This window comes from Pseudoxanthomonas mexicana (assembly GCF_014397415.1).
GTDB classification, from domain to species: Bacteria; Pseudomonadota; Gammaproteobacteria; order Xanthomonadales; family Xanthomonadaceae; genus Pseudoxanthomonas_A; species Pseudoxanthomonas_A mexicana.
Genome location: NZ_CP060731.1, coordinates 880,510 through 897,665 on the forward strand (window position 1 = coordinate 880,510; position 17,156 = coordinate 897,665).

Annotated in this window: 19 protein-coding genes; 11 read left to right on the plus strand and 8 right to left on the minus strand. The window is 69.4% G+C overall.

Annotated features, from left to right (window positions below):
• The first annotated feature begins 42 nt into the window (after window positions 1–42).
• The 3 genes from IAE60_RS03995 to IAE60_RS04005 all read left to right on the plus strand — a co-directional run bounded on the left by IAE60_RS03995 (window position 43) and on the right by IAE60_RS04005 (window position 3,173).
• Entirely contained in the window at window positions 43–1,095 is a 1,053-nt protein-coding gene (locus IAE60_RS03995) for a two-component system sensor histidine kinase NtrB (RefSeq protein ID WP_162109866.1), read from the plus strand.
• Entirely contained in the window at window positions 1,085–2,521 is a 1,437-nt protein-coding gene (ntrC, locus tag IAE60_RS04000; protein ID WP_187573961.1) for a nitrogen regulation protein NR(I), read from the plus strand. The genes IAE60_RS03995 and ntrC overlap by 11 nt, the downstream gene beginning before the upstream one ends.
• Window positions 2,522–2,600: 79 nt before the next feature.
• Entirely contained in the window at window positions 2,601–3,173 is a 573-nt protein-coding gene (locus IAE60_RS04005; RefSeq protein ID WP_187573962.1) for a superoxide dismutase family protein, read from the plus strand.
• Window positions 3,174–3,248: 75 nt separating this feature from the next.
• On the opposite strand, the gene IAE60_RS04010 is transcribed toward IAE60_RS04005, so the two are convergent.
• Window positions 3,249–4,133 (minus strand): hypothetical protein, encoded by an 885-nt coding sequence (locus tag IAE60_RS04010; RefSeq protein ID WP_187573963.1) that lies wholly within the window; start codon window positions 4,131–4,133, stop codon window positions 3,249–3,251.
• Between the two features lie 107 nt (window positions 4,134–4,240).
• Between IAE60_RS04010 and IAE60_RS04015 the strand changes: the two genes are divergently transcribed.
• Together IAE60_RS04015 and IAE60_RS04020 are read left to right on the plus strand one after the other, a co-directional pair.
• Window positions 4,241–5,521: an acetyl-CoA C-acetyltransferase gene (locus tag IAE60_RS04015; protein WP_187573964.1), complete on the plus strand. Its 1,281-nt coding sequence runs from the start codon at window positions 4,241–4,243 to the stop codon at window positions 5,519–5,521.
• A gap of 31 nt (window positions 5,522–5,552) precedes the next feature.
• Window positions 5,553–6,473, plus strand: a complete 921-nt coding sequence (locus tag IAE60_RS04020) for a restriction endonuclease (protein ID WP_187573965.1) — start codon at window positions 5,553–5,555, stop codon at window positions 6,471–6,473.
• A gap of 100 nt (window positions 6,474–6,573) precedes the next feature.
• Here the strand turns inward: IAE60_RS04020 and IAE60_RS04025 are convergent, their stop codons facing one another.
• Genes IAE60_RS04025 through IAE60_RS04035 form a run of 3 tightly spaced genes read right to left on the minus strand, consistent with a single transcriptional unit; the run spans window position 6,574 to window position 9,670 of the window.
• Window positions 6,574–7,833 carry a heme biosynthesis HemY N-terminal domain-containing protein gene (locus IAE60_RS04025; RefSeq protein WP_187573966.1) on the minus strand — a complete coding sequence of 420 codons (1,260 nt, stop codon included), beginning with the start codon at window positions 7,831–7,833 and terminating at the stop codon, window positions 6,574–6,576.
• Window positions 7,830–8,855, minus strand: a complete 1,026-nt coding sequence (locus IAE60_RS04030; RefSeq protein WP_244966649.1) for a uroporphyrinogen-III C-methyltransferase — start codon at window positions 8,853–8,855, stop codon at window positions 7,830–7,832. Before IAE60_RS04030 ends, IAE60_RS04025 begins: the two co-directional genes overlap by 4 nt.
• Window positions 8,856–8,899: 44 nt before the next feature.
• Entirely contained in the window at window positions 8,900–9,670 is a 771-nt protein-coding gene (locus tag IAE60_RS04035) for a uroporphyrinogen-III synthase (protein WP_187573968.1), read from the minus strand.
• A 16-nt stretch (window positions 9,671–9,686) separates the two neighbouring features.
• Between IAE60_RS04035 and IAE60_RS04040 the strand changes: the two genes are divergently transcribed.
• The 5 genes from IAE60_RS04040 to IAE60_RS04060 all read left to right on the plus strand — a co-directional run bounded on the left by IAE60_RS04040 (window position 9,687) and on the right by IAE60_RS04060 (window position 12,803).
• Window positions 9,687–10,145, plus strand: coding sequence for a YiiD C-terminal domain-containing protein (locus tag IAE60_RS04040; RefSeq protein WP_187573969.1), 459 nt, complete (start codon window positions 9,687–9,689; stop codon window positions 10,143–10,145).
• Between the two features lie 28 nt (window positions 10,146–10,173).
• Complete coding sequence (locus tag IAE60_RS04045; protein WP_187573970.1) at window positions 10,174–10,596, plus strand: hypothetical protein; 423 nt, start codon at window positions 10,174–10,176, stop codon at window positions 10,594–10,596.
• A gap of 64 nt (window positions 10,597–10,660) precedes the next feature.
• Window positions 10,661–11,104 carry a rhodanese-like domain-containing protein gene (locus IAE60_RS04050; protein ID WP_162110042.1) on the plus strand — a complete coding sequence of 148 codons (444 nt, stop codon included), beginning with the start codon at window positions 10,661–10,663 and terminating at the stop codon, window positions 11,102–11,104.
• 96 nt (window positions 11,105–11,200) lie between these two features.
• Window positions 11,201–11,713 carry a protein-export chaperone SecB gene (gene secB / locus IAE60_RS04055; protein ID WP_187573971.1) on the plus strand — a complete coding sequence of 171 codons (513 nt, stop codon included), beginning with the start codon at window positions 11,201–11,203 and terminating at the stop codon, window positions 11,711–11,713.
• A 52-nt stretch (window positions 11,714–11,765) separates the two neighbouring features.
• Complete coding sequence (locus IAE60_RS04060; RefSeq protein WP_187573972.1) at window positions 11,766–12,803, plus strand: NAD(P)H-dependent glycerol-3-phosphate dehydrogenase; 1,038 nt, start codon at window positions 11,766–11,768, stop codon at window positions 12,801–12,803.
• 131 nt (window positions 12,804–12,934) lie between these two features.
• On the opposite strand, the gene IAE60_RS04065 is transcribed toward IAE60_RS04060, so the two are convergent.
• A complete protein-coding gene (locus tag IAE60_RS04065) occupies window positions 12,935–13,492 on the minus strand; it encodes an OmpO family porin (protein ID WP_162110039.1) in 558 nt (185 codons plus the stop codon).
• A 261-nt stretch (window positions 13,493–13,753) separates the two neighbouring features.
• Between IAE60_RS04065 and IAE60_RS04070 the strand changes: the two genes are divergently transcribed.
• The gene (locus IAE60_RS04070; RefSeq protein WP_185894764.1) at window positions 13,754–14,146 is read left to right on the plus strand and encodes a transposase; all 393 of its coding nucleotides are present in this window, start codon (window positions 13,754–13,756) and stop codon (window positions 14,144–14,146) included.
• A gap of 62 nt (window positions 14,147–14,208) precedes the next feature.
• Here the strand turns inward: IAE60_RS04070 and IAE60_RS04075 are convergent, their stop codons facing one another.
• Genes IAE60_RS04075 through IAE60_RS04085 form a run of 3 tightly spaced genes read right to left on the minus strand, consistent with a single transcriptional unit; the run spans window position 14,209 to window position 17,116 of the window.
• A complete protein-coding gene (locus IAE60_RS04075) occupies window positions 14,209–15,471 on the minus strand; it encodes a dicarboxylate/amino acid:cation symporter (protein WP_187573973.1) in 1,263 nt (420 codons plus the stop codon).
• Entirely contained in the window at window positions 15,468–16,259 is a 792-nt protein-coding gene (locus IAE60_RS04080) for a L,D-transpeptidase family protein (RefSeq protein WP_187573974.1), read from the minus strand. Before IAE60_RS04080 ends, IAE60_RS04075 begins: the two co-directional genes overlap by 4 nt.
• Entirely contained in the window at window positions 16,259–17,116 is an 858-nt protein-coding gene (locus IAE60_RS04085; RefSeq protein WP_185894767.1) for a MurR/RpiR family transcriptional regulator, read from the minus strand. Before IAE60_RS04085 ends, IAE60_RS04080 begins: the two co-directional genes overlap by 1 nt.
• Window positions 17,117–17,156 lie beyond the last annotated feature (40 nt).

Consider the following 17,156-nt stretch of genomic DNA (forward strand, 5'->3'; position numbering starts at 1 on the left):
TTGCACTAAACTGGTGCAATGTCGTCCCCGGCCCCGTCCCGCATGCATTTCGAACCCGCCACCGACGCGCTCAGCACGCCGGTGGCGTGGGCGGATACCGATGGCCTGATCCTCGGCCTCAATCCGGCCTTCGCCCGCTGGCTGGGCGTCAGCACCCGCCGCCTGATCGGGCAACCGCTGGCGGCTCTGGAGATCGAAGGCGACGCCATGGCGCGCTTCCTGGACAACACCGACCGCGACGTCCTGCGCCTGCACCGCATGGCCTTGGGCATGCCCGGCGAGTCGCCGTGCTTCGCCGAAGGCTGGCTGTCGCGGCTGGACGGCGGCGGCTGGCTGCTGGAAGCGCATCCGGTGGACGAGTTCCCCGCGCTGGATCCCACCCAGGTCCTGCCCAATGCCCTGAGCGCGGCGCTGAAGGGGCTGGCGCACGAGCTGCGCAATCCGCTGGCCGGCCTGAAGGGCGCGGCGCAGTTGCTGGCGCGCCGGGCCGCCCATCGCAACGACAACGACGACGAGCGCGAACTGATCGAACTGATCGAATCCGAGATCAACCGCCTCAACAGTTTGCTGGAACAGCTGCTGTCGCCTTCTCCGCAGCGTCCGCACGCACCGCTGAACATCCACACCGTGCTGGAGCGCGTGCTGCGCCTGGCCGAGAACGAAGGCGGCTGGTCGGTGCGCCTGCAGCGCGACTACGACCCCAGCCTGCCGGAACTGTCCGGCGACGCCGACCGCCTGACCCAGGCGGTCTGGAACCTGGTGCGCAACGCCCTGCAGGCGGGCGCCGCCAACATCATCCTGCGCACCCGTGTCGAACACGGCGCGCGCATCCACGACCATCTGCACGCCATGGCGCTGCGGGTGGAGATCGTCGACGACGGCCGCGGCGTGCCCGAAGCGCTCGCCGAGCACCTGTTCCTGCCGCTGGTCAGCGGCCGCGCCGAAGGCAGCGGCCTGGGCCTGGCGCTGTCGCAGCAGGTCGCACGCGAACACCGGGGGTCGCTGACCTACCGCTCGCGCCCCGGCCATACGGTCTTCACCCTGCTGCTGCCGCAGTCGTCGCACGACCCCGACGAGGAACGTCATGTCCACTGATCGCCTGGCCGCTTCCGGCAGCACCGCCGACACACGCCGCATCTGGGTGGTCGACGACGACCGCTCGGTACGTTTCGTGCTGGCCACCGCCCTGCGCGATGCGGGCTACACGGTGGACGGCTTCGACAGCGCCGCCGCCGCCCTGCAGGCCCTGGGTGCGCGCGGTGCGCCCGACCTGCTGTTCACCGATGTGCGCATGCCCGGCGACGACGGCCTGGTGCTGCTGGACAAGTTGAAGGCCACGCACCCGCAGTTGCCGGTGATCGTGATGTCGGCGTACACCGACGTCGCCAGCACGGCCGGTGCGTTCCGCGGCGGCGCGCATGAATTCCTGTCCAAGCCGTTCGACCTGGACGATGCCGTGGCGCTGGCCGCGCGCACCTTGCCGGACGCGGAAGAAGCCGCCGAGGCCGCACAGGACGGCGATGCCGCGCCCACGCCCCAGCTGATCGGCGACACGCCGGCGATGCGCGCGCTGTTCCGCGCGATCGGCCGCCTGGCGCAGGCGCCGCTGTCGGTACTGATCACCGGCGAGACCGGCACCGGCAAGGAACTGGTCGCGCATGCGCTGCACCACGAGTCGCCGCGTTCGCGCAAGCCGTTCGTTGCGCTGAACACCGCCGCGATTCCGTCGGAGCTGCTGGAGAGCGAACTGTTCGGCCACGAAGCCGGCGCCTTCACCGGTGCGCAGAAGCGTCACATCGGTCGCTTCGAGCAGGCCGATGGCGGCACGCTGTTTCTGGACGAAATAGGCGACATGCCGCTGCCGCTGCAGACGCGGCTGCTGCGGGTGCTGGCGGAGGGCGAGTTCTTCCGCGTAGGCGGGCGCGAACTGATCCGCGTGGATGTACGCGTGATCGCCGCCACCCACCAGGACCTTGACGGACTGGTCGCGGAAGGCCGCTTCCGTGCCGACTTGCTGCACCGGTTGAACGTAGTGCGGCTGCAACTGCCGCCGCTGCGCGAACGCCGCGCCGACGTGCCGCAGCTGGCCGAAAACTTCCTGGCCATGGCCACGCGCAAGCTGGACATCGCGCCCAAGCGCTTCAGCAATGCTGCGCTGGACCTGCTGCAGGCCCACGACTGGCCGGGCAACGTGCGCGAGCTGGAGAACGTCTGCTGGCGTCTGGCGGCGTTGGCGCCGGCGGATGTCATCAACACCACCGACCTGCAGGGCGCGCTGTCGCACGCGCCGCAGGCCGGCGGTCGCGGCGAATGGGACCACGCCCTGGGCGAATGGGCGCGCCGGCGCCTGCTGGAGGGCGCCGAATCGCTGCATGCCGAAGCGCGTGAGCGGCTCGACCGGACGCTGCTGCAGGTCGCGCTGGAACTGACCCATGGACGTCGCGCGGAAGCCGCGGCGCGTCTTGGCGTGGGCAGGAACACCGTCACCCGCAAACTGGGGCCGGGTCGCAAGCGCGGATGAGTGCGCGGCGGCGCTTTCATTGAACGTGAAGGCTGCGGTGGTTACGGTAACGGGCCACGCCCTGCACAGGAGTTTCCCCATGCGCATCGCCCTGCTGGCCGCCGCGTCCGCCCTCACTCTGGCGGCATGCAGCACCACGCCGTCCTCGTCTTCGTCGCCGTCATCCCAGAGCGCCGTCGTTCCCACCACCAGCACCGCCAAACAGGCGGTCGCCGTGCTGGCGTCCGCCTCCGGCAGTCTGGTCAGCGGCAGCGTCACGCTCACCCCGATGGGCAAAGGGGTGCATCTGACCGGCGAGATCGGCGGCCTGCCAGCGAACGGCACGCATGCGTTCCATATCCACGAGAAGGGCGACTGCAGCGCTGCCGACGCCAGCAGCGCCGGTCCGCATTTCAATCCGTTCAATGCCGCGCACGGCAAGGCGGGAAGTGGCGCGCACCACGCCGGCGACATGAACAACCTCACCGCCAACGCCGAGGGCGTGGCCAAGGTCGACGCGCACATCGAAGGCGTCACCCTGGGCGGCGGCGCCATCAACGATGTGGCAGGCCGCGCGCTGATCGTACATGCGGCTCCGGACGACTACGCCAGCCAGCCGGCCGGCAACGCCGGTGCGCGGGTGGCCTGCGGCATCATCAAGGTCACGCAATAACACCCAAGACCGTAGCGTGCGCCACGCGCACGACCGCACGATGTGTGTTTCTCGTGGTCGTGCGCATGTCGCACGCTACGACTGCAGCGTTTCCCGCGCGTCGGTCTTGCCCGGGCAATGCGCGAACGTCACCGGGATGCCGTGCGCTTCCAGCACGGCAGCGATCTGCTGCTGGCGCGCCTGGAAGTGCTGGTAGGCGCGTTCCAGCCGCTCGTCGGTCGCTTCCTGCGGCGCGTAACGCGCGCGCCAGGCCATCGGTTCGAACAGTGCGATGTGCACTTCGCCATTCGCGTAGCGCAGCAGCGGTTCCGGCGGCGCATCCAGCCACTGCTCTTCCGCCGGTGCCACCAGGGCGGTCTCGATCACCGGCCACAGCGCGCCCAGCCCGCCGTGCTCGTACTGCATCGCGGTCATCGCGGCCAGGTCGTGCAGCGTCATGTAGCGCGCATGCTCGATCTGCGCGCCGAATGCGGTCTGCGCGAGTAGCGCGGTATCGGGCTGGGCCATGCCCGTTTCCAGCAGCACGCTTTCCAACCGTTCGCCCACGGCATCGACCGTATGGTCGTCGCCGGCCAGCAGGAAGGGCACCACGCGCAGCAGGCCGCCGCGCAGGCCTTCATCGGCCTGCAACGGCAGGGGGATGTCGCCCGTCTCATCGGCGCCGAAGGCGATCACGCGGGGGCCTTCGCCCCGTCCGGGCGCGCGCTGGTGCAGCTCGCGCAGGCGCTGGTGCAGCGACCAGCCGGGTCGCAGCGCTTCGGCCGGATCGAAGTGCGCCGCCGCCATGACGAGATCCAGGTCACGCACCTGAGGAACAAGCGATGCCAGGTCGCGTCCCAGTTTCTCGGCCAACGCACTCGCCTCGGCAGCCGTCAGGGCCGCGTTGCGCGGGCTACTGCCCGCCATCAGTTCCAGGGCCATCACGCCCATGACGACGGGGCCGGTTGGGGATCGAGTCATGTCAGCGGTTGGAGGCGGTGGAGGGGCGCATTACACTCCCCCATTATGCCTGCCGTACGCGGGCGCATCTTCACCCCTCCCTTCATCGCCAACGCCAAGAGGTCCCCATGCCCGGTCCCCGCCCCGTCGCCATCCTCGGCGGCGTCCGCATTCCGTTCTGTCGCCAGAACACGGCCTACGCGGATGTGGGGAACCTGGGCATGTCGGTGCGCACGCTGGGCGCGCTGGTCGAGCGCTTCGGACTGCACGGCCAGCAGCTGGGCGAAGTGGCGATGGGCGCGGTGATCAAGCATTCGTCCGACTGGAACCTGGGCCGCGAAGCCGCCCTCTCATCCGGCCTGTCGCCGCTGACCCCGGGCATCACGCTGCAGCGCGCCTGCGGCACCAGCCTGGACACCATCATCCACATCGGCAACAAGATCGCGCTGGGGCAGATCGAGTCGGGCATCGGCGGCGGGTCGGACACCACCTCCGAAGTGCCGATCGTCTACGGCAAGAAGCTGCGCGCGCGCCTGCTGGCCGCCAACCGCGCCAAAACCACGCAGGACAAGCTGAAGGCGCTGGTGAGCGGCTTCAAGTTCAGCGAGCTGAAGCCCGAGTTCCCCGGCGTGGCCGAGCCACGCACCGGCAAGAGCATGGGCGACCACTGCGAGGACATGGCGAAGGAGTGGAACATCTCGCGCGACTCGCAGGATGAGCTGGCGGTGGCCTCGCACAAGAAGCTGGCCGCCGCCTACGAGCGCGGGTTCTTCGACGATCTGGTCGCCCCGTTCCGTGGCCAGGAGCGCGACAACATCCTGCGCCCCGACACGTCGCTGGAAAAGCTGGCCACGCTGAAGCCGGCCTTCGACAAGACCTCCGGCCGCGGCACGCTGACGGCCGCCAACTCCACGCCGCTGACCGATGGCGCCGCCGCCGTGCTGCTGTCCAGCGAGGAGTGGGCGAAGGCGCACGGCCACGAGCCGCTGGCCTACCTCCGGGATGCGCAGGTGGCCGCCGTCGATTTCGTGCACGGCGAAGGCCTGCTGATGGCGCCCACGGTCGCGGTGCCGGAAATGCTCAAGCGCAACGGCCTGACCCTGCAGGACTTCGACATCTACGAGATCCACGAGGCGTTCGCCGCGCAGGTGCTGTGCACACTGCGCGCGTGGGAGAGCGAGGACTACTGCCGCAACCGCCTGGGCCTGGACGCGCCACTCGGCAGGATCGATCCGGCGAAGATGAATCCCAACGGCTCCTCGCTGGCGACGGGCCATCCGTTCGCCGCCACCGGCGCCCGCATCGTCGCCACCGTGGCCAAGGAACTGAAGCAGCGCGGCGGCGGCCGCGCGCTGGTCTCCATCTGCACCGCCGGCGGCATGGGTGTGGTGGCGATCATCGAGCGCTGACGGGAGTCGGAAGGGCGAGCACGGAGGCTGCATGGCGATTCCGACATATGATCAACTGATGCTCCCGCTACTGCGACTGGCGGGAGCGCACCGCGCCAGCGACCTGCCCACGGCCGAGAAGCTCCTGGGCGACGAGTTTGGTCTGACGCACGAAGAGCGTGCGACGATGCTTCCGAGCGGTCAGCAGACCGCGTTGAGAAATCGAACAGGCTGGGCCAGTTTCTACTTGATGAAGGCGGGTCTGCTGGTCAAGCCGAAGCGCGGATACTTCGAGATCACCGATCGTGGGCGGGACGTCTTGAAGTCCCCGCCCCCCAACATCGACAAGGCTTTCCTCGCAGGCTTTCCGGAGTTCCGGGAATTCCTCACGGGGGCCTCGGCGGAGTCCGTCGGGGGTACGACGCAAACGCTTGTTCCGTCGACGGCAGAGCACACCACGCCGGATGAGGCCCTGCAAGGCGCTTATCAGCAGTTGCGCAGCGAACTAGCCTCGCAAGTCTTGGAGCGATTGCTGCAGGTGAGCCCCGAGTTTTTCGAGCAACTCGTCGTGGAACTGCTGGTCGTCATGGGCTATGGCGGGTCCCGGCGGGATGCTGGCGAGCGCATTGGACGATCCGGCGATGGCGGAATAGACGGGATCATTAAGGAAGATCGGCTTGGCCTGGATGTCATATACATCCAGGCCAAGCGATGGCAGGGAACGGTGGGTCGTCCCGAAATCCAGAAGTTCGTGGGTGCGCTTCATGGTCAGCGTGCCCGCAAAGGCGTCTTCATGACGACGAGCGGGTTCTCGGCCGATGCGCGGGACTATGTTTCGCACATCGACGTCAAGGTCGTCCTGCTAGATGGCATCCAGATCGCGAATCTGATGATCGACCATGGCGTGGGCGTCACGCCGGTGGCGACCTACGTGGTCAAGCGGCTGGATTCGGACTACTTCGACGAAGCCTGAGGTTCCATGATCGGTGTGCCGCCGTTCCGCATGCTGTGGCCTGCGGCTGCAGAGCGGTCGCCGCCGCGGAAGCCGAACGCCGGTTGAGTGCGCCGCGCGTTCAGTCCTTCAGGCGGGGCAGTCCGTGCGCGTCGCGTTCTTCCATGACGGCTTCGTCGTGGATGGCCTGCTTCATGTCGCGCACGGCGAGTTGCGTGGCCGCTTCGCCGCGTTTCGTCTTCAGCGCGTTGGCGTAGCACTGCTGGGCCGATGCGGCGTCGCCGGCGTCTGCGAAGCCCGTGCCCAGCTCCTCCCAGGCGTCGGCGCCCGCGCCCTGCGCGACCGCGCGATGCAGGAACTCCTGCGCCTGCGTCCATTGTCCTTGCTGGCGGGCCAGCCGTCCCAGGGCTACCAGCAGCGCGGGGCTGGCCGGGTGGGCCTGCAGCCAGTGCTGGGCGCTGGCGCGGCGTGAATCCAGCTTGGCCACTGGCAGCCGGCCGTAAAGCGCCACCAGATCTTCATCCCAGCGGGCCTCCAAGGCCTGTTCGATGCTGCGCGTGGCCGCGTCTTCCCAGCGCAAGGCGGCCGCGCGTTCGGCATAGGCAGCGACCACGGGCGACTGTTGCCGCAACGGCTTGGTGAGGGCCTCCCAGCGCTCGGCCAGTACGTTGGGGTCGGCGGCTTCACGCAGCGACTGGGTCGCCAGGCGCGTCTCCAGCGCATCCAGGGTAGCGGGCGCCAGGGCCTGCTGCTGCTTCAATGCGCCCAGCAGGCCGTAAGCCTCCCCGGCCTGCGCCGTGTCCGCCAGGGCCTCGGCACGCAGGGCCAGGCCGCGCGGCGGCAGCGGCTGCACGTCGGCGGCGTCGAGCACCGCCAGCGCGTCCTGCGGACGTCCGGCGTCCAGTGCGAGCTGCGCGGCAAGGATCGCGTGCGCGGGTGCCGACCGTTCGCGCAGCGCCGCAAGCTGGCGTTGCATCGCCGCCTCGTCGCCGCGGGCCTGCGCTGCCCTCGCCGCGGCGACACGCGCGACTGCGCCGACTTCTTCATCCTCGGCGGCGCGTTCAAGCAGTTTCTCGGCCTTCTGCCAGTGGCCGGCATGCAGGGCATCCAGGCCATCGATGAGGCGTGCGCGCGCCTGCTTGCGGCGGTGCCGGCCCCAGGCACGGAACGGCAGCGTGAGCACCCGCCATAGCAACCATGCCACGCCGCCGGCCAGCAGCAGCGCCAGCACGGCCCGCGGCACGTTGGTATGCAGGTCGTAGCCGGCAAAGCGGATGAACACCTCGCCCAGGTCGCGGTCGGTGCCGGCCATCCACTGCGCCGCCAGCACGCCGGCCAGCACCAGCACCAGCATCACCACCACGGTGCGGAACGTCTTCATGGTGTCACCTCCGGCGTCTCCCTGGTCGGGCGTAGCCGCATGCCGGCGCTGCGCAGCGCGCGCAACTGCTGCAGCGTGCTGCCCACTTCGGTCGGGCGCGCGGGCGCTTGCGTCTGCTGCAATGTGCGCAGCCGTGCGTGAACCTGACGTCGTGCCGGCGAGTCCGGCCACAGCCGTGGCAGCCATGCGTCCACACGGGCCAGCGCGGCGCGGTACGCAGCGTCGTCGCCGCGCTCGAGGGCGGCCCGCGCCAGGCCGATCTCGATCTGCAGCGCCACGTCCGCCGCGGCCCGCTGGTCGGGCGCCACCAGCGTGGTGTCGCGTGAAGGCCGCACGTCGACCAAAGGTGCCAGCCAGCGCTGCCACGCGGGGCGCACCTGTCCCGGCGCTGCCGTGGGCGCCTGGCGGGGCAGGCCGGCGATCGCATCCGCCAGGGAATCCAGGCGGGCGAACGCGTCTGCGCGCGCACCGGCGCCGAGCGCGTCGACGGCAACGCGTTCCTGCGCCAGCGCCTGCTTCAGGTTCAGCAGCCGGTGGTCGTCCAGGCCGTCCAGGACGCCGGCGGCCAGTGCATACGCGCGTCGGGCACCGGCCGGGTCATGGGCGATCTCCAGCCGCTGCGCCGCCAGGGACAGCAGCAGTTCCACCTCATCCAGCCGCAAGGCCTGTGCGCCGTGGCGGTCGGGGTCGGTCAGCTTGGCGACGCTTTCCTCGAGCAAGGCACCGCGCTGGCCCAGGCCCAGGACTTCGTCGCGCAGCACGCGGTTGGTGGCCGCGGCGTCCAGCAGGCGCTGCGCCTGCGCGCGCTGGTCGCGCCGCAGGGCCTCGGCACGGGCCTCCAGCGCCTCCAGGCGTTGCACGGTCATGGCCTGCTCGTCCCGTTTCCCTTCGCCCTGGGCCTGCCACCACGCCCAGCCCCGCCAGGCCGCCAGGCCGACCACCAGCACCAGCACCAGGATGGCCAGCGCGATGAGGCGGCCGGCATCGGGGGTGCGGCGGGGGGAGGTGGGTTCGTCGTTCACAAGCATCCTGGTCGCGGGACGAAACGTGATGGAGGCCGCAGATGCTACCGGATGCCGGCCGGGCGGATCGTGCACGCCGCTTTCATCAGCTGCGCCGGGCGCGGCCCTTCGGCCTGGACGACGCGGACGAAGCCCGCCGTTCGCGCCGCGTCGGCCAAGCGCGCGCTGGCGGCGACGACCACGGCCTTTTTGAGCCGCGTGCGAAGCGCTTCGGGAAGCTGGGCCAGGACCTGCTCCAGCGCACCGCCGCTGCTCAACATCAGGCAGGCGGGGGTTTGCAGCGTCGCCAGGGCGTCCAAGGCGCGGCGGGACAGCGCAACGGATTCGCGCCGGTAGACCTCGGCGCGATGCACGCGCGCGCCGCGCGCCGCCAGCGTGGGCATCAGCAGGTTGCGGCCATCGGGCGCGGTGACGAACCCGATCTCCGCACCGCGCAGGTCGGCCAGCGCGGGCAGTGCCAACAGGCCCTCGCTGTCCATGCGATCGGGAAACGACACCTCGGCGATGCCGGCGCGGCGGAGTGCCGCGGCGGTTCCCGCGCCGACCGCTAACCAGGCCTGTCCGGGACGTGGGTGCAGCCGTTCGAGCGCATCCGCGGCGGCCACGGCGGCGGGACTGGTGAATACGACCCGCGGGCACTGCAGTGCCTTCCGCACGTCGGCACGGGTGGTCGCGTCGTCGCAACGGCGGATGCGCCACGGCGACAGCGCCAGCAGACCTGCGCCGTGCCGGCGAGCGGCGCGACGAAGCGCCGCGTGGCCGCCCTGGGGTCGCAGCGAGATGACGTACCATGCCGGCGGCGTTGGATGTCCCATGCGCGGATTATGAGCGATGAGTCTGGAAGAAGCCCTGCAGGAACTGCGTGAGTACTGCTGCGGCATGCCGCCGGTGGCGGCGATGCAGGTCGAGGTGGAGGGCATGCGCGGCGATGCGCTGCGGCTGACCGCGCCGCTGTCGGCCAACGTCAACGACAAGGGCAATGCCTTCGGCGGCAGTCTGACGTCGCTGATGACGGTGGCCGGCTGGGGATTGGTGACGCTGAAGCTGCGCCAGGCCGGCCTGAAGGCCGAGGTCTACGTGGCCGACAGCCAGATCCGCTATCTCGCGCCGCTGTACGACGACCTGGTCGCCGAGGCGGTATTCGCCGAAGGGCAGGCGTGGGACTTTTTCGTCGATACGCTGGTGCAGCGCGGCCGGGCGCGCATCCAGGTGGACGCGCGCGTGCTGCTGCCTGAAGGCGGACTGGCCACCACGCTCAGCGGGCGCTACGTCGCCATCGCGAAGCGGTAGCATGCGGTCAGCAACGGGAGGGGATGCCATGCGGGTGATCGCACGAATGCTGTGGGTGTTGGGGCTGCTGGCGGTACTGGCGCCGGCCGGGGCCCAGAGCCGGCTGCAGCGCGGCAAGCTGCAGCAGGTGCAGGATGCCTACGCGGCCTCCATCCGCTGGGGCGATTTCGAGAACGCCTGGCAGGCCGTCGATCCGGCCTACCGCGCCGAACACCCCATGACCGAACTGGAGTTCGAGCGGTACAAGCAGATCCAGATATCCGGCTACCGCGATCTCTCGACCCGCGGCGGACCCGATGGCACGGTGGAACGGGCCGTGGAGTTGCGCGTCATCAACAAGCACACCATGGCCGAACGGACGGAACGCTACGTCGAGCGCTGGCGCTGGGATCCCGAGGCCAAGCGCTGGTGGCTGGTGGTGGGCATGCCCGACCTGTGGAAAGGCCAGTAGTCGCCCGGCGTCCGCGGCGGCGTCCTGTGCGACAATCGCCGCCCGCTCCACGGTCGCCAACCCTGTGAATTTCGAAGAAATCCTGGCTTTCGCCACCCGTTCGCCCTTCAACCAGATCCTGTCGCTGGCGCTGGTCGCCCTGACGGTGGCCATCGTGTACACCGAGATCGCGCGCCTGTTCCGCGGCTACAAGGCCCTGCGTCCGGCCGAGCTGACCCATCTGGTCAACAGCGAGAACGCCCTGGTCGTGGACCTGTCGGCAAGCAACGACTTCGAGAAGGGCCACATCGCCGGCAGCCGCAACGTGCTGCCCAGCAGCTTCGGCCCCGAGCACAAGCTGCTGGCCGGGGCGAAGTCCCAGCCGGTGGTGCTGGTGTGCCGCACCGGGCAGACCGCGGGCGCCGCCGCCAAGCGCCTGAAGAAGGCCGGCTTCGAGAAGGTCTACGTGCTGGACGGCGGCGTCGCCGCCTGGCAGCAGGCCGACCTGCCGCTGGTCAAGGGCCGCTGAGTCCGCCTGGCCGGTATGGCCCCTTGAAGCGGGGCCGTGCCGGCGCCATGCCATAATCTTCCATTCACTGCATCAATCCTGATTCCGGAGTACGAAATGTCCGACGAGACCACCAACGGCGCGGTCGCGCCCGCCGAAGCCGCTGGCCCTGCCTTCACTGTCGAGAAGATCTACGTCAAGGACGTTTCCTTCGAAGTGCCCGGCGCCCCGGCGATCTTCACCGAGAACGTGCAGCCGGAGCTGCAGCTCAACCTCAACCAGCGCGTGCAGCGCCTGGGCGAGAACGCCTTCGAAGTGGTGCTGGGCGTGACCCTGACCTGCAAGGCCGGCGACAAGACCGCCTACGTCGCGGAAGTGCAGCAGGCCGGCATCTTCGGCCTGATGGGCCTGGAAGCGCAGGCCGTGGACGTGCTGCTGGGCACCCAGTGCCCGAACATCCTGTTCCCGTACGTGCGCCAGCTGGTCAGCGACCTGGTGCAGGCCGGCGGCTTCCCGCCGTTCTTCCTGCAGCCGATCAATTTCGAGGCCCTGTACGCCGAATCGCTGCGCCAGCGCGCCGCGCAGGGCGACGCCGGCCTGGCCAACTCGGAACCCGCCGGCAACGCCTGATCCGTGATGCACAATCCCGTCAGGGCGGCGACGCTTCGCACAGGGGTGACGGATGACTGATCTGCAAGCAAGCACACCGCTGAAGATCGCGGTGCTGGGTGCCGGGTCGTGGGGCACGGCGCTGGCCGCGCTGATGGCGCGGCATGGCCACGCCGTCACCCTGTGGGGTCGCGATCCCGTGGTCGCCGCAGCGATCGACGCGCAGCACGAGAACACGCGCTACCTGCCCGGTATCCCGCTGCCGCTCACGCTGCGCGCCACCACCGATCTGGAAACCTCGCTCGAGGGCGCCGACCAGGTGCTGGTGGTGGTGCCTTCGCACGCCTTCACCGAAACGCTGCGCAAGCTGGCGCCGCTGCGTCCCCCGGGCGCGGGCGTCGCGTGGGCCACCAAGGGCTTCGAGACCGGCTCCGGCCGTTTCCTGCATGAGGTGGCCGAAGACATCCTGGGTCCCGACGTACCGCTGGCCGTCGTCACCGGTCCTTCGTTCGCCAAGGAAGTCGCGCTGGGCCTGCCCACCGCGGTGACCGTGCATGGCGCCGATCCCGTGTTCGCGCAGGCCGTGGCCGACGTGATGCATGGCCCCGCGTTCCGCGCCTATACCGGCGACGACAGGGTGGGGGCCGAGCTCGGCGGCGCGATGAAGAACGTGCTGGCCGTGGCCACCGGCGTGGCCGACGGCATGCAGCTGGGTCTCAACGCGCGCGCAGGCCTGATCACCCGCGGCCTCAACGAGATGCTGCGCCTGTCGGCCGCCATCGGCGCCAAGCCGGAAACCCTGATGGGCCTGGCCGGCTTGGGCGATCTGGTGCTGACGTGTACCGGCGACCTCTCGCGCAACCGCCGCCTGGGCCTGGCCCTGGGTCGCGGCCAGTCGCTGCAGGACGCCGTGCGCGAGATCGGCCAGGTGGTCGAGTCGGTGCAGACGGCGGATGAAGTGATGCGCCAGGCCGACCGCCACGGCATCGACCTGCCGATCTCCAGCGCGGTACGCGCCGTGCTGCATGGTGAGCTGACCCCGCGCGACGGCCTGCAACAGTTGCTGGCGCGCGAACAGAAGCCGGAGTATCCGGAAACGCTGTTCAAGTAACGCGGCGCAAACGAACAGCCCGGCCTCACCGCCGGGCTTTTTCTTTGCCGCATGAAAAAGCCCGGCCACAGGGGCCGGGCTGGGTGCGACGCGGGGAGAGAGGACGCGTCGCGGGGGAGCGGTGTTGCGTGTTACCAGGTGAAACGCGGACCGACGAACCACTGGGTGTCGTTGTCGGCGAACTTCACGTCGCCGCTCAGGCCCCAGTTCTGGTTGAACTTCACCTGCGCACCCAGACGGCCGTAGAAATCGCCGTCGAAGTCGCTGCCGTCCTCATAGCCGACGGTGGCGAAGCCTTCGAACTTCGGCGCGATCGCGCCACGCACGCCGACTTCGGCGCTGTAGCCGTTCAGATGGTCGCCCGGCACCTTGTAGCGCTCATAGGCCACGCGGGTGATCAGATCGGCGCGCTGGCTGATCTCGTGGTTGTAACCCACGCCGAAACGGTAGTTGTCGATATCGACGTTGGTGTCGTCGAACTCCTGCGTGGTGTAGTCGCCGAACAGGTGGAAATTCGGGGCGATGGCCACCGAACCCTTCACGCCCCAGCCGTCGGCGTCCGGCAGGCCGTCGCTCAAGTTGGTCGCGGTGTAGCCACCTTCGACATAGTTGTAGGACACGCCTTCCGCGGCCGAAGCAGCGAACGGAGCGGCGGCCAGCAGGGTCAGGGCAAGCAAGGACTTCTTCATGGGAAACGCCTTTCTGTTTGTTGTTGTGTGTCCATCGCGATGCACTGCGACGGTGGGCGCAGTATCCGCTTCACCTCACAACATCCCCTGAATAGCAAACTGACCAGTACATGAATTAAGCGTGCGGCAGGGGAACTTGCGGCGCTTGCATGCAGCGCGGATGTCCGTTCACGGGCGGGCGCGACGAATCAACCTGCAGGCGGAGGGAATTCGCGGCGCATGCAAGGTGTGCAGGTTTTTCGGGCGATCAGGAGAGGCGTGATGATCGAGGAACAGGGACGTACGGGAGAGCAGGAGGAGCGCGATGCGGTCGCGCCGGGGATGGACGACATGCTCTCCCTGGACGACGACGAATGGCGCGCGGTCTTGGCCGCATTGCCCGCGCTGGTGAGCGCCCGCGCGCGCAACGGTGAACGCACACGCGCCTTCGTGGACGCGGTCCTGTGGATCGCCGCGACGGGCCGGCCCTGGGTGCAGTTGTCGTCGAGTGCCGGTCCGTGGCACAGCGTGTATGTCCGGTTCACGCGGTGGGCCCACGAAGGGCTGTGGGACAAGGTGATCGTCGCCCTCGATGACCGATCCCAAAAGGCAGGATTGCTCCGGCGGCTGGTCACCACCTACCTGCGGTCGCGGTCGCCCGAAGAGCGCAGGTAGCGGACTGGCCCGCAGTGCGCCAGCGTGGCGACGCCACGCGGCGCGGAGGGTGACGTGGCGTCTCAGTCGCCGGGCGCGTCGACATCGCGCGCATCGGGCGACTGGCGCGCGACGATGCTGGTGGCGGTCAGGTCGCCGGTGACGTTGCCGGTGGTCGCGAATACGTCCGGAATGGTGTCCACCGCCAGCAGCAGGCCCAGCGGTTCGATCGGCAGGCCCATCGACTGCGTCACCGGCATGACGGTCGCCATGAAGCTCACCTGTCCCGGCAGGCCGATCGATCCCAGGCTGATCACCACGGCCAGCGCGGCACCGGCCGCCAGCGTCACCGCATTCACATCGATGCCGTAGGCCCAGGCGACGAAGCACGCCGCGACGATGTACTGGATCGGGCTGGTGATGCGGAACAGCGTCACCGCCATCGGCAACACCAGCGCGGCCACCGCGCGCGGATGGCCCAGGCGGAAGCGCGCGCTTTCCACCATTGCGGGCAGCGACGCCAGCGATGACTGCGTGCTGGCGGCCACCACCTGCGCGGGCAGGATGGCCTTGGCGAAGGCGAGCGGGGACTGGCGCGCCAGCACCGCGACCAGCACGTAGCAGATCAGGGTCGCGCCCAGGTACATGCCGCATTGCAGGGCGATGTAGCCCGCCAGCGCGCCGATCACGCCGATGCCCGCCTGCGCGCATACCGCAAGCACCAGCGCGAACACGCCGATGGGTGCGGCCAGCAGCATCCAGCGCACGATGACGATCATGGTGTCGGCGATGCCGTGACAGAAGCCGATGATCTGGGCGCGCCGGTCCTCCTGCACGCGGGTCAGCGCGAAACCGAAGAACAGGGCGAACACCACCACCGGCAGCATCGCGCCCTGCGCCGCGGCCATGATGGCGTTGCTGGGAACGACGGAGCCGATCCAGTCGGCGAGCCCGGGCGCGGCCACTTCGCCGGCGGCGGGCAGCGTGCCGCGCAGGGTGGCCGTCAGCGCTTCGCTGGGCGGCACCATCGCAAGCACGAGCGGCGCGACGATGGCTGCATAAGCCGCGAACAGCGACAGCAGGGCGATGAACACCACCATCGCGCGGCGGGCGACGCGGCCGGAGGCGGCCGCATCGCTGGCGGTCGCCACGCCGAGGATCACCAGCGACAGCACGAGCGGCACGACGGTCATCTGCAGGCCGCTGAGCCACAGCTTGCCCAAGGGCTGGGCGATGGCCACGGCCGTGCCCGCGGTCGCGGGCAGCCAGTGCGCCAGCGACAGACCGACCAGGGCGCCGGCCGCCAGGCCGATCAGGACGCGCGCGGTGGCGCCGGGCCACCTCACGGTGCACGCTCCGGCAGCCGCCAGTCATAGGCAAGGCGTTCGTACTCCGCGCGTGGCAGCAGCACGAACACCGGCCGGGCATCGGGGCGCAGCCAGGCCAGCAGGCCGTCCATCGTCTCGGCCGCCATCGCGGTGCAGCCGGCCGTGGGCTCGCCCGGCGTGCGCCACAGGTGGGCGAAGATGCAACTGCCGGCGCGCGGGGTGGCCGTCGGGTTGTGGCCGATCACCAGGCCTTCGCGGTAACGCGGATCGCCGTTGTTGTGCAGGTCCAGGCGCATCGGTTCGGTCGAGCCCTTCGCCGCCGCCTCGCCCTCGGTACGGGTATCGATGATGCGGTTGTACAGTGGCGAATCCGGCACGTCGATGCAGTAGCTGGTGGCCTGCATCGGCCGGTAGGGCATGGCGGTGGCGGCCTCACCCGCGTAACCGAATGCCTCGCCCAGCGTGAATACGCCTGCCGGCGCGCGACCGTCGCCTTCCTGCTTCTGCGGTCCGCCGGACTGGGCCGGATGCAGCCCCAGGCCCCACGCCGCGCCGTTGCGTCCCACCGAAATAGGCGAGGGTGTCGACGCCGCCTGCCATCGCCCATCGCGAAGTTCGAAGCGCTGCAGCGTACCCGTGGCGGCATCCCAGCCATCGGTCACCACCAGCACCAGTTGGCGGGCATCGCGCCAGGCCTGCGGGGCACTGGCCGGTTGGCCGGTGGCGCGCGCATTGGCGCCGCATGCCATCAGGGCGGCCAGGCCGAAAGCGCGCAAAGAGCGGTGTGGAAACGACAGTATGGGCATCACGACTCCAGCAGGTGATGGATGCGTTCGAGGTTGATGGCGAGCTGGCGGTGACGGTCCGGATTGGCCTGGCACAGCAGGACGAACACGAAGTCGAGCAGCGATTGCAGCGACGAGCGGTAGAGCAGCTGTTCCACGTGCGCCGCCGGATCGTGCGCGGAGATCACCAGGGCGGCGTCGGCATGCGCGCGCAACGGGTTGGCGGTATGGCGGGTGATCGAGATGACCTTGCCCTCGCACGCCTGGAACTGCCGGCTGACCTGCGAAAGTTCGGGCAGCTTGCCGAACTCGGAGAACATCAGCAGCACGTCGCCCGGCCGCGCCGCGGACAGGTTGGCCATCATCAGGATGGGGTCGGCATGATGGACCGTCAGCAGTCCCAGCAACGACAGCCGCATGGCGAACTCGCGCGCGAACAGGCCGTCATCGCCCAGGCCGCAGACGAACACCTTGCCGGCCTGGTCGATCATCTCCACGATCGGCTCGATCTGCGTGCGGGGATTGAGGCTGCGGGTCTCTTCCTCGGCGGCCAACTTGCTGCGGCGCAATCCATCCTGCAGCCGCTGGTAGGCGTCGGGCGCATCGTCCTGGACGGCCTCCGGTAGCTGGGTGTGGCCGTTGCCGTTGCGGGCGATCGCTTCGCCGATGGTGTACTTGAGGTCGGGATAGCCCTTGAAGCCGGACTTCTGGGCGAACTTCACCACGCTGGACTGGCTGATGCCCAGCGCGCTGGCCAGCTGCTGCGAGGAGTAGTCGCGCAGCAGGTGCGCGTTGTCCAGGATGAAGTCGGCGATGCGGCGCTCGATGGCCGACATCTGGTCGCGTTCGGAACGGATCTTCACCAGGGGGTTCGTCATGGCCGGAGTGTGATGGGGCCGGACGGCGCTGACAACGGGC

Bases quoted from the DNA above. Each gene is read 5' to 3' on its own strand.
- IAE60_RS03995 (WP_162109866.1), top strand. From the start codon at position 43: ATGCATTTCGAACCCGCCACCGACGCGCTCAGCACGCCGGTGGCGTGG.
- ntrC (WP_187573961.1), top strand. From the start codon at position 1,085: ATGTCCACTGATCGCCTGGCCGCTTCCGGCAGCACCGCCGACACACGC.
- IAE60_RS04005 (WP_187573962.1), top strand. From the start codon at position 2,601: ATGCGCATCGCCCTGCTGGCCGCCGCGTCCGCCCTCACTCTGGCGGCA.
- IAE60_RS04010 (WP_187573963.1), bottom strand. From the start codon at position 4,133: ATGACTCGATCCCCAACCGGCCCCGTCGTCATGGGCGTGATGGCCCTG.
- IAE60_RS04015 (WP_187573964.1), top strand. From the start codon at position 4,241: ATGCCCGGTCCCCGCCCCGTCGCCATCCTCGGCGGCGTCCGCATTCCG.
- IAE60_RS04020 (WP_187573965.1), top strand. From the start codon at position 5,553: ATGGCGATTCCGACATATGATCAACTGATGCTCCCGCTACTGCGACTG.
- IAE60_RS04025 (WP_187573966.1), bottom strand. From the start codon at position 7,833: ATGAAGACGTTCCGCACCGTGGTGGTGATGCTGGTGCTGGTGCTGGCC.
- IAE60_RS04035 (WP_187573968.1), bottom strand. From the start codon at position 9,670: ATGGGACATCCAACGCCGCCGGCATGGTACGTCATCTCGCTGCGACCC.
- IAE60_RS04040 (WP_187573969.1), top strand. From the start codon at position 9,687: ATGAGTCTGGAAGAAGCCCTGCAGGAACTGCGTGAGTACTGCTGCGGC.
- IAE60_RS04045 (WP_187573970.1), top strand. From the start codon at position 10,174: ATGCGGGTGATCGCACGAATGCTGTGGGTGTTGGGGCTGCTGGCGGTA.
- secB (WP_187573971.1), top strand. From the start codon at position 11,201: ATGTCCGACGAGACCACCAACGGCGCGGTCGCGCCCGCCGAAGCCGCT.
- IAE60_RS04060 (WP_187573972.1), top strand. From the start codon at position 11,766: ATGACTGATCTGCAAGCAAGCACACCGCTGAAGATCGCGGTGCTGGGT.
- IAE60_RS04065 (WP_162110039.1), bottom strand. From the start codon at position 13,492: ATGAAGAAGTCCTTGCTTGCCCTGACCCTGCTGGCCGCCGCTCCGTTC.
- IAE60_RS04070 (WP_185894764.1), top strand. From the start codon at position 13,754: ATGATCGAGGAACAGGGACGTACGGGAGAGCAGGAGGAGCGCGATGCG.
- IAE60_RS04080 (WP_187573974.1), bottom strand. From the start codon at position 16,259: ATGCCCATACTGTCGTTTCCACACCGCTCTTTGCGCGCTTTCGGCCTG.
- IAE60_RS04085 (WP_185894767.1), bottom strand. From the start codon at position 17,116: ATGACGAACCCCCTGGTGAAGATCCGTTCCGAACGCGACCAGATGTCG.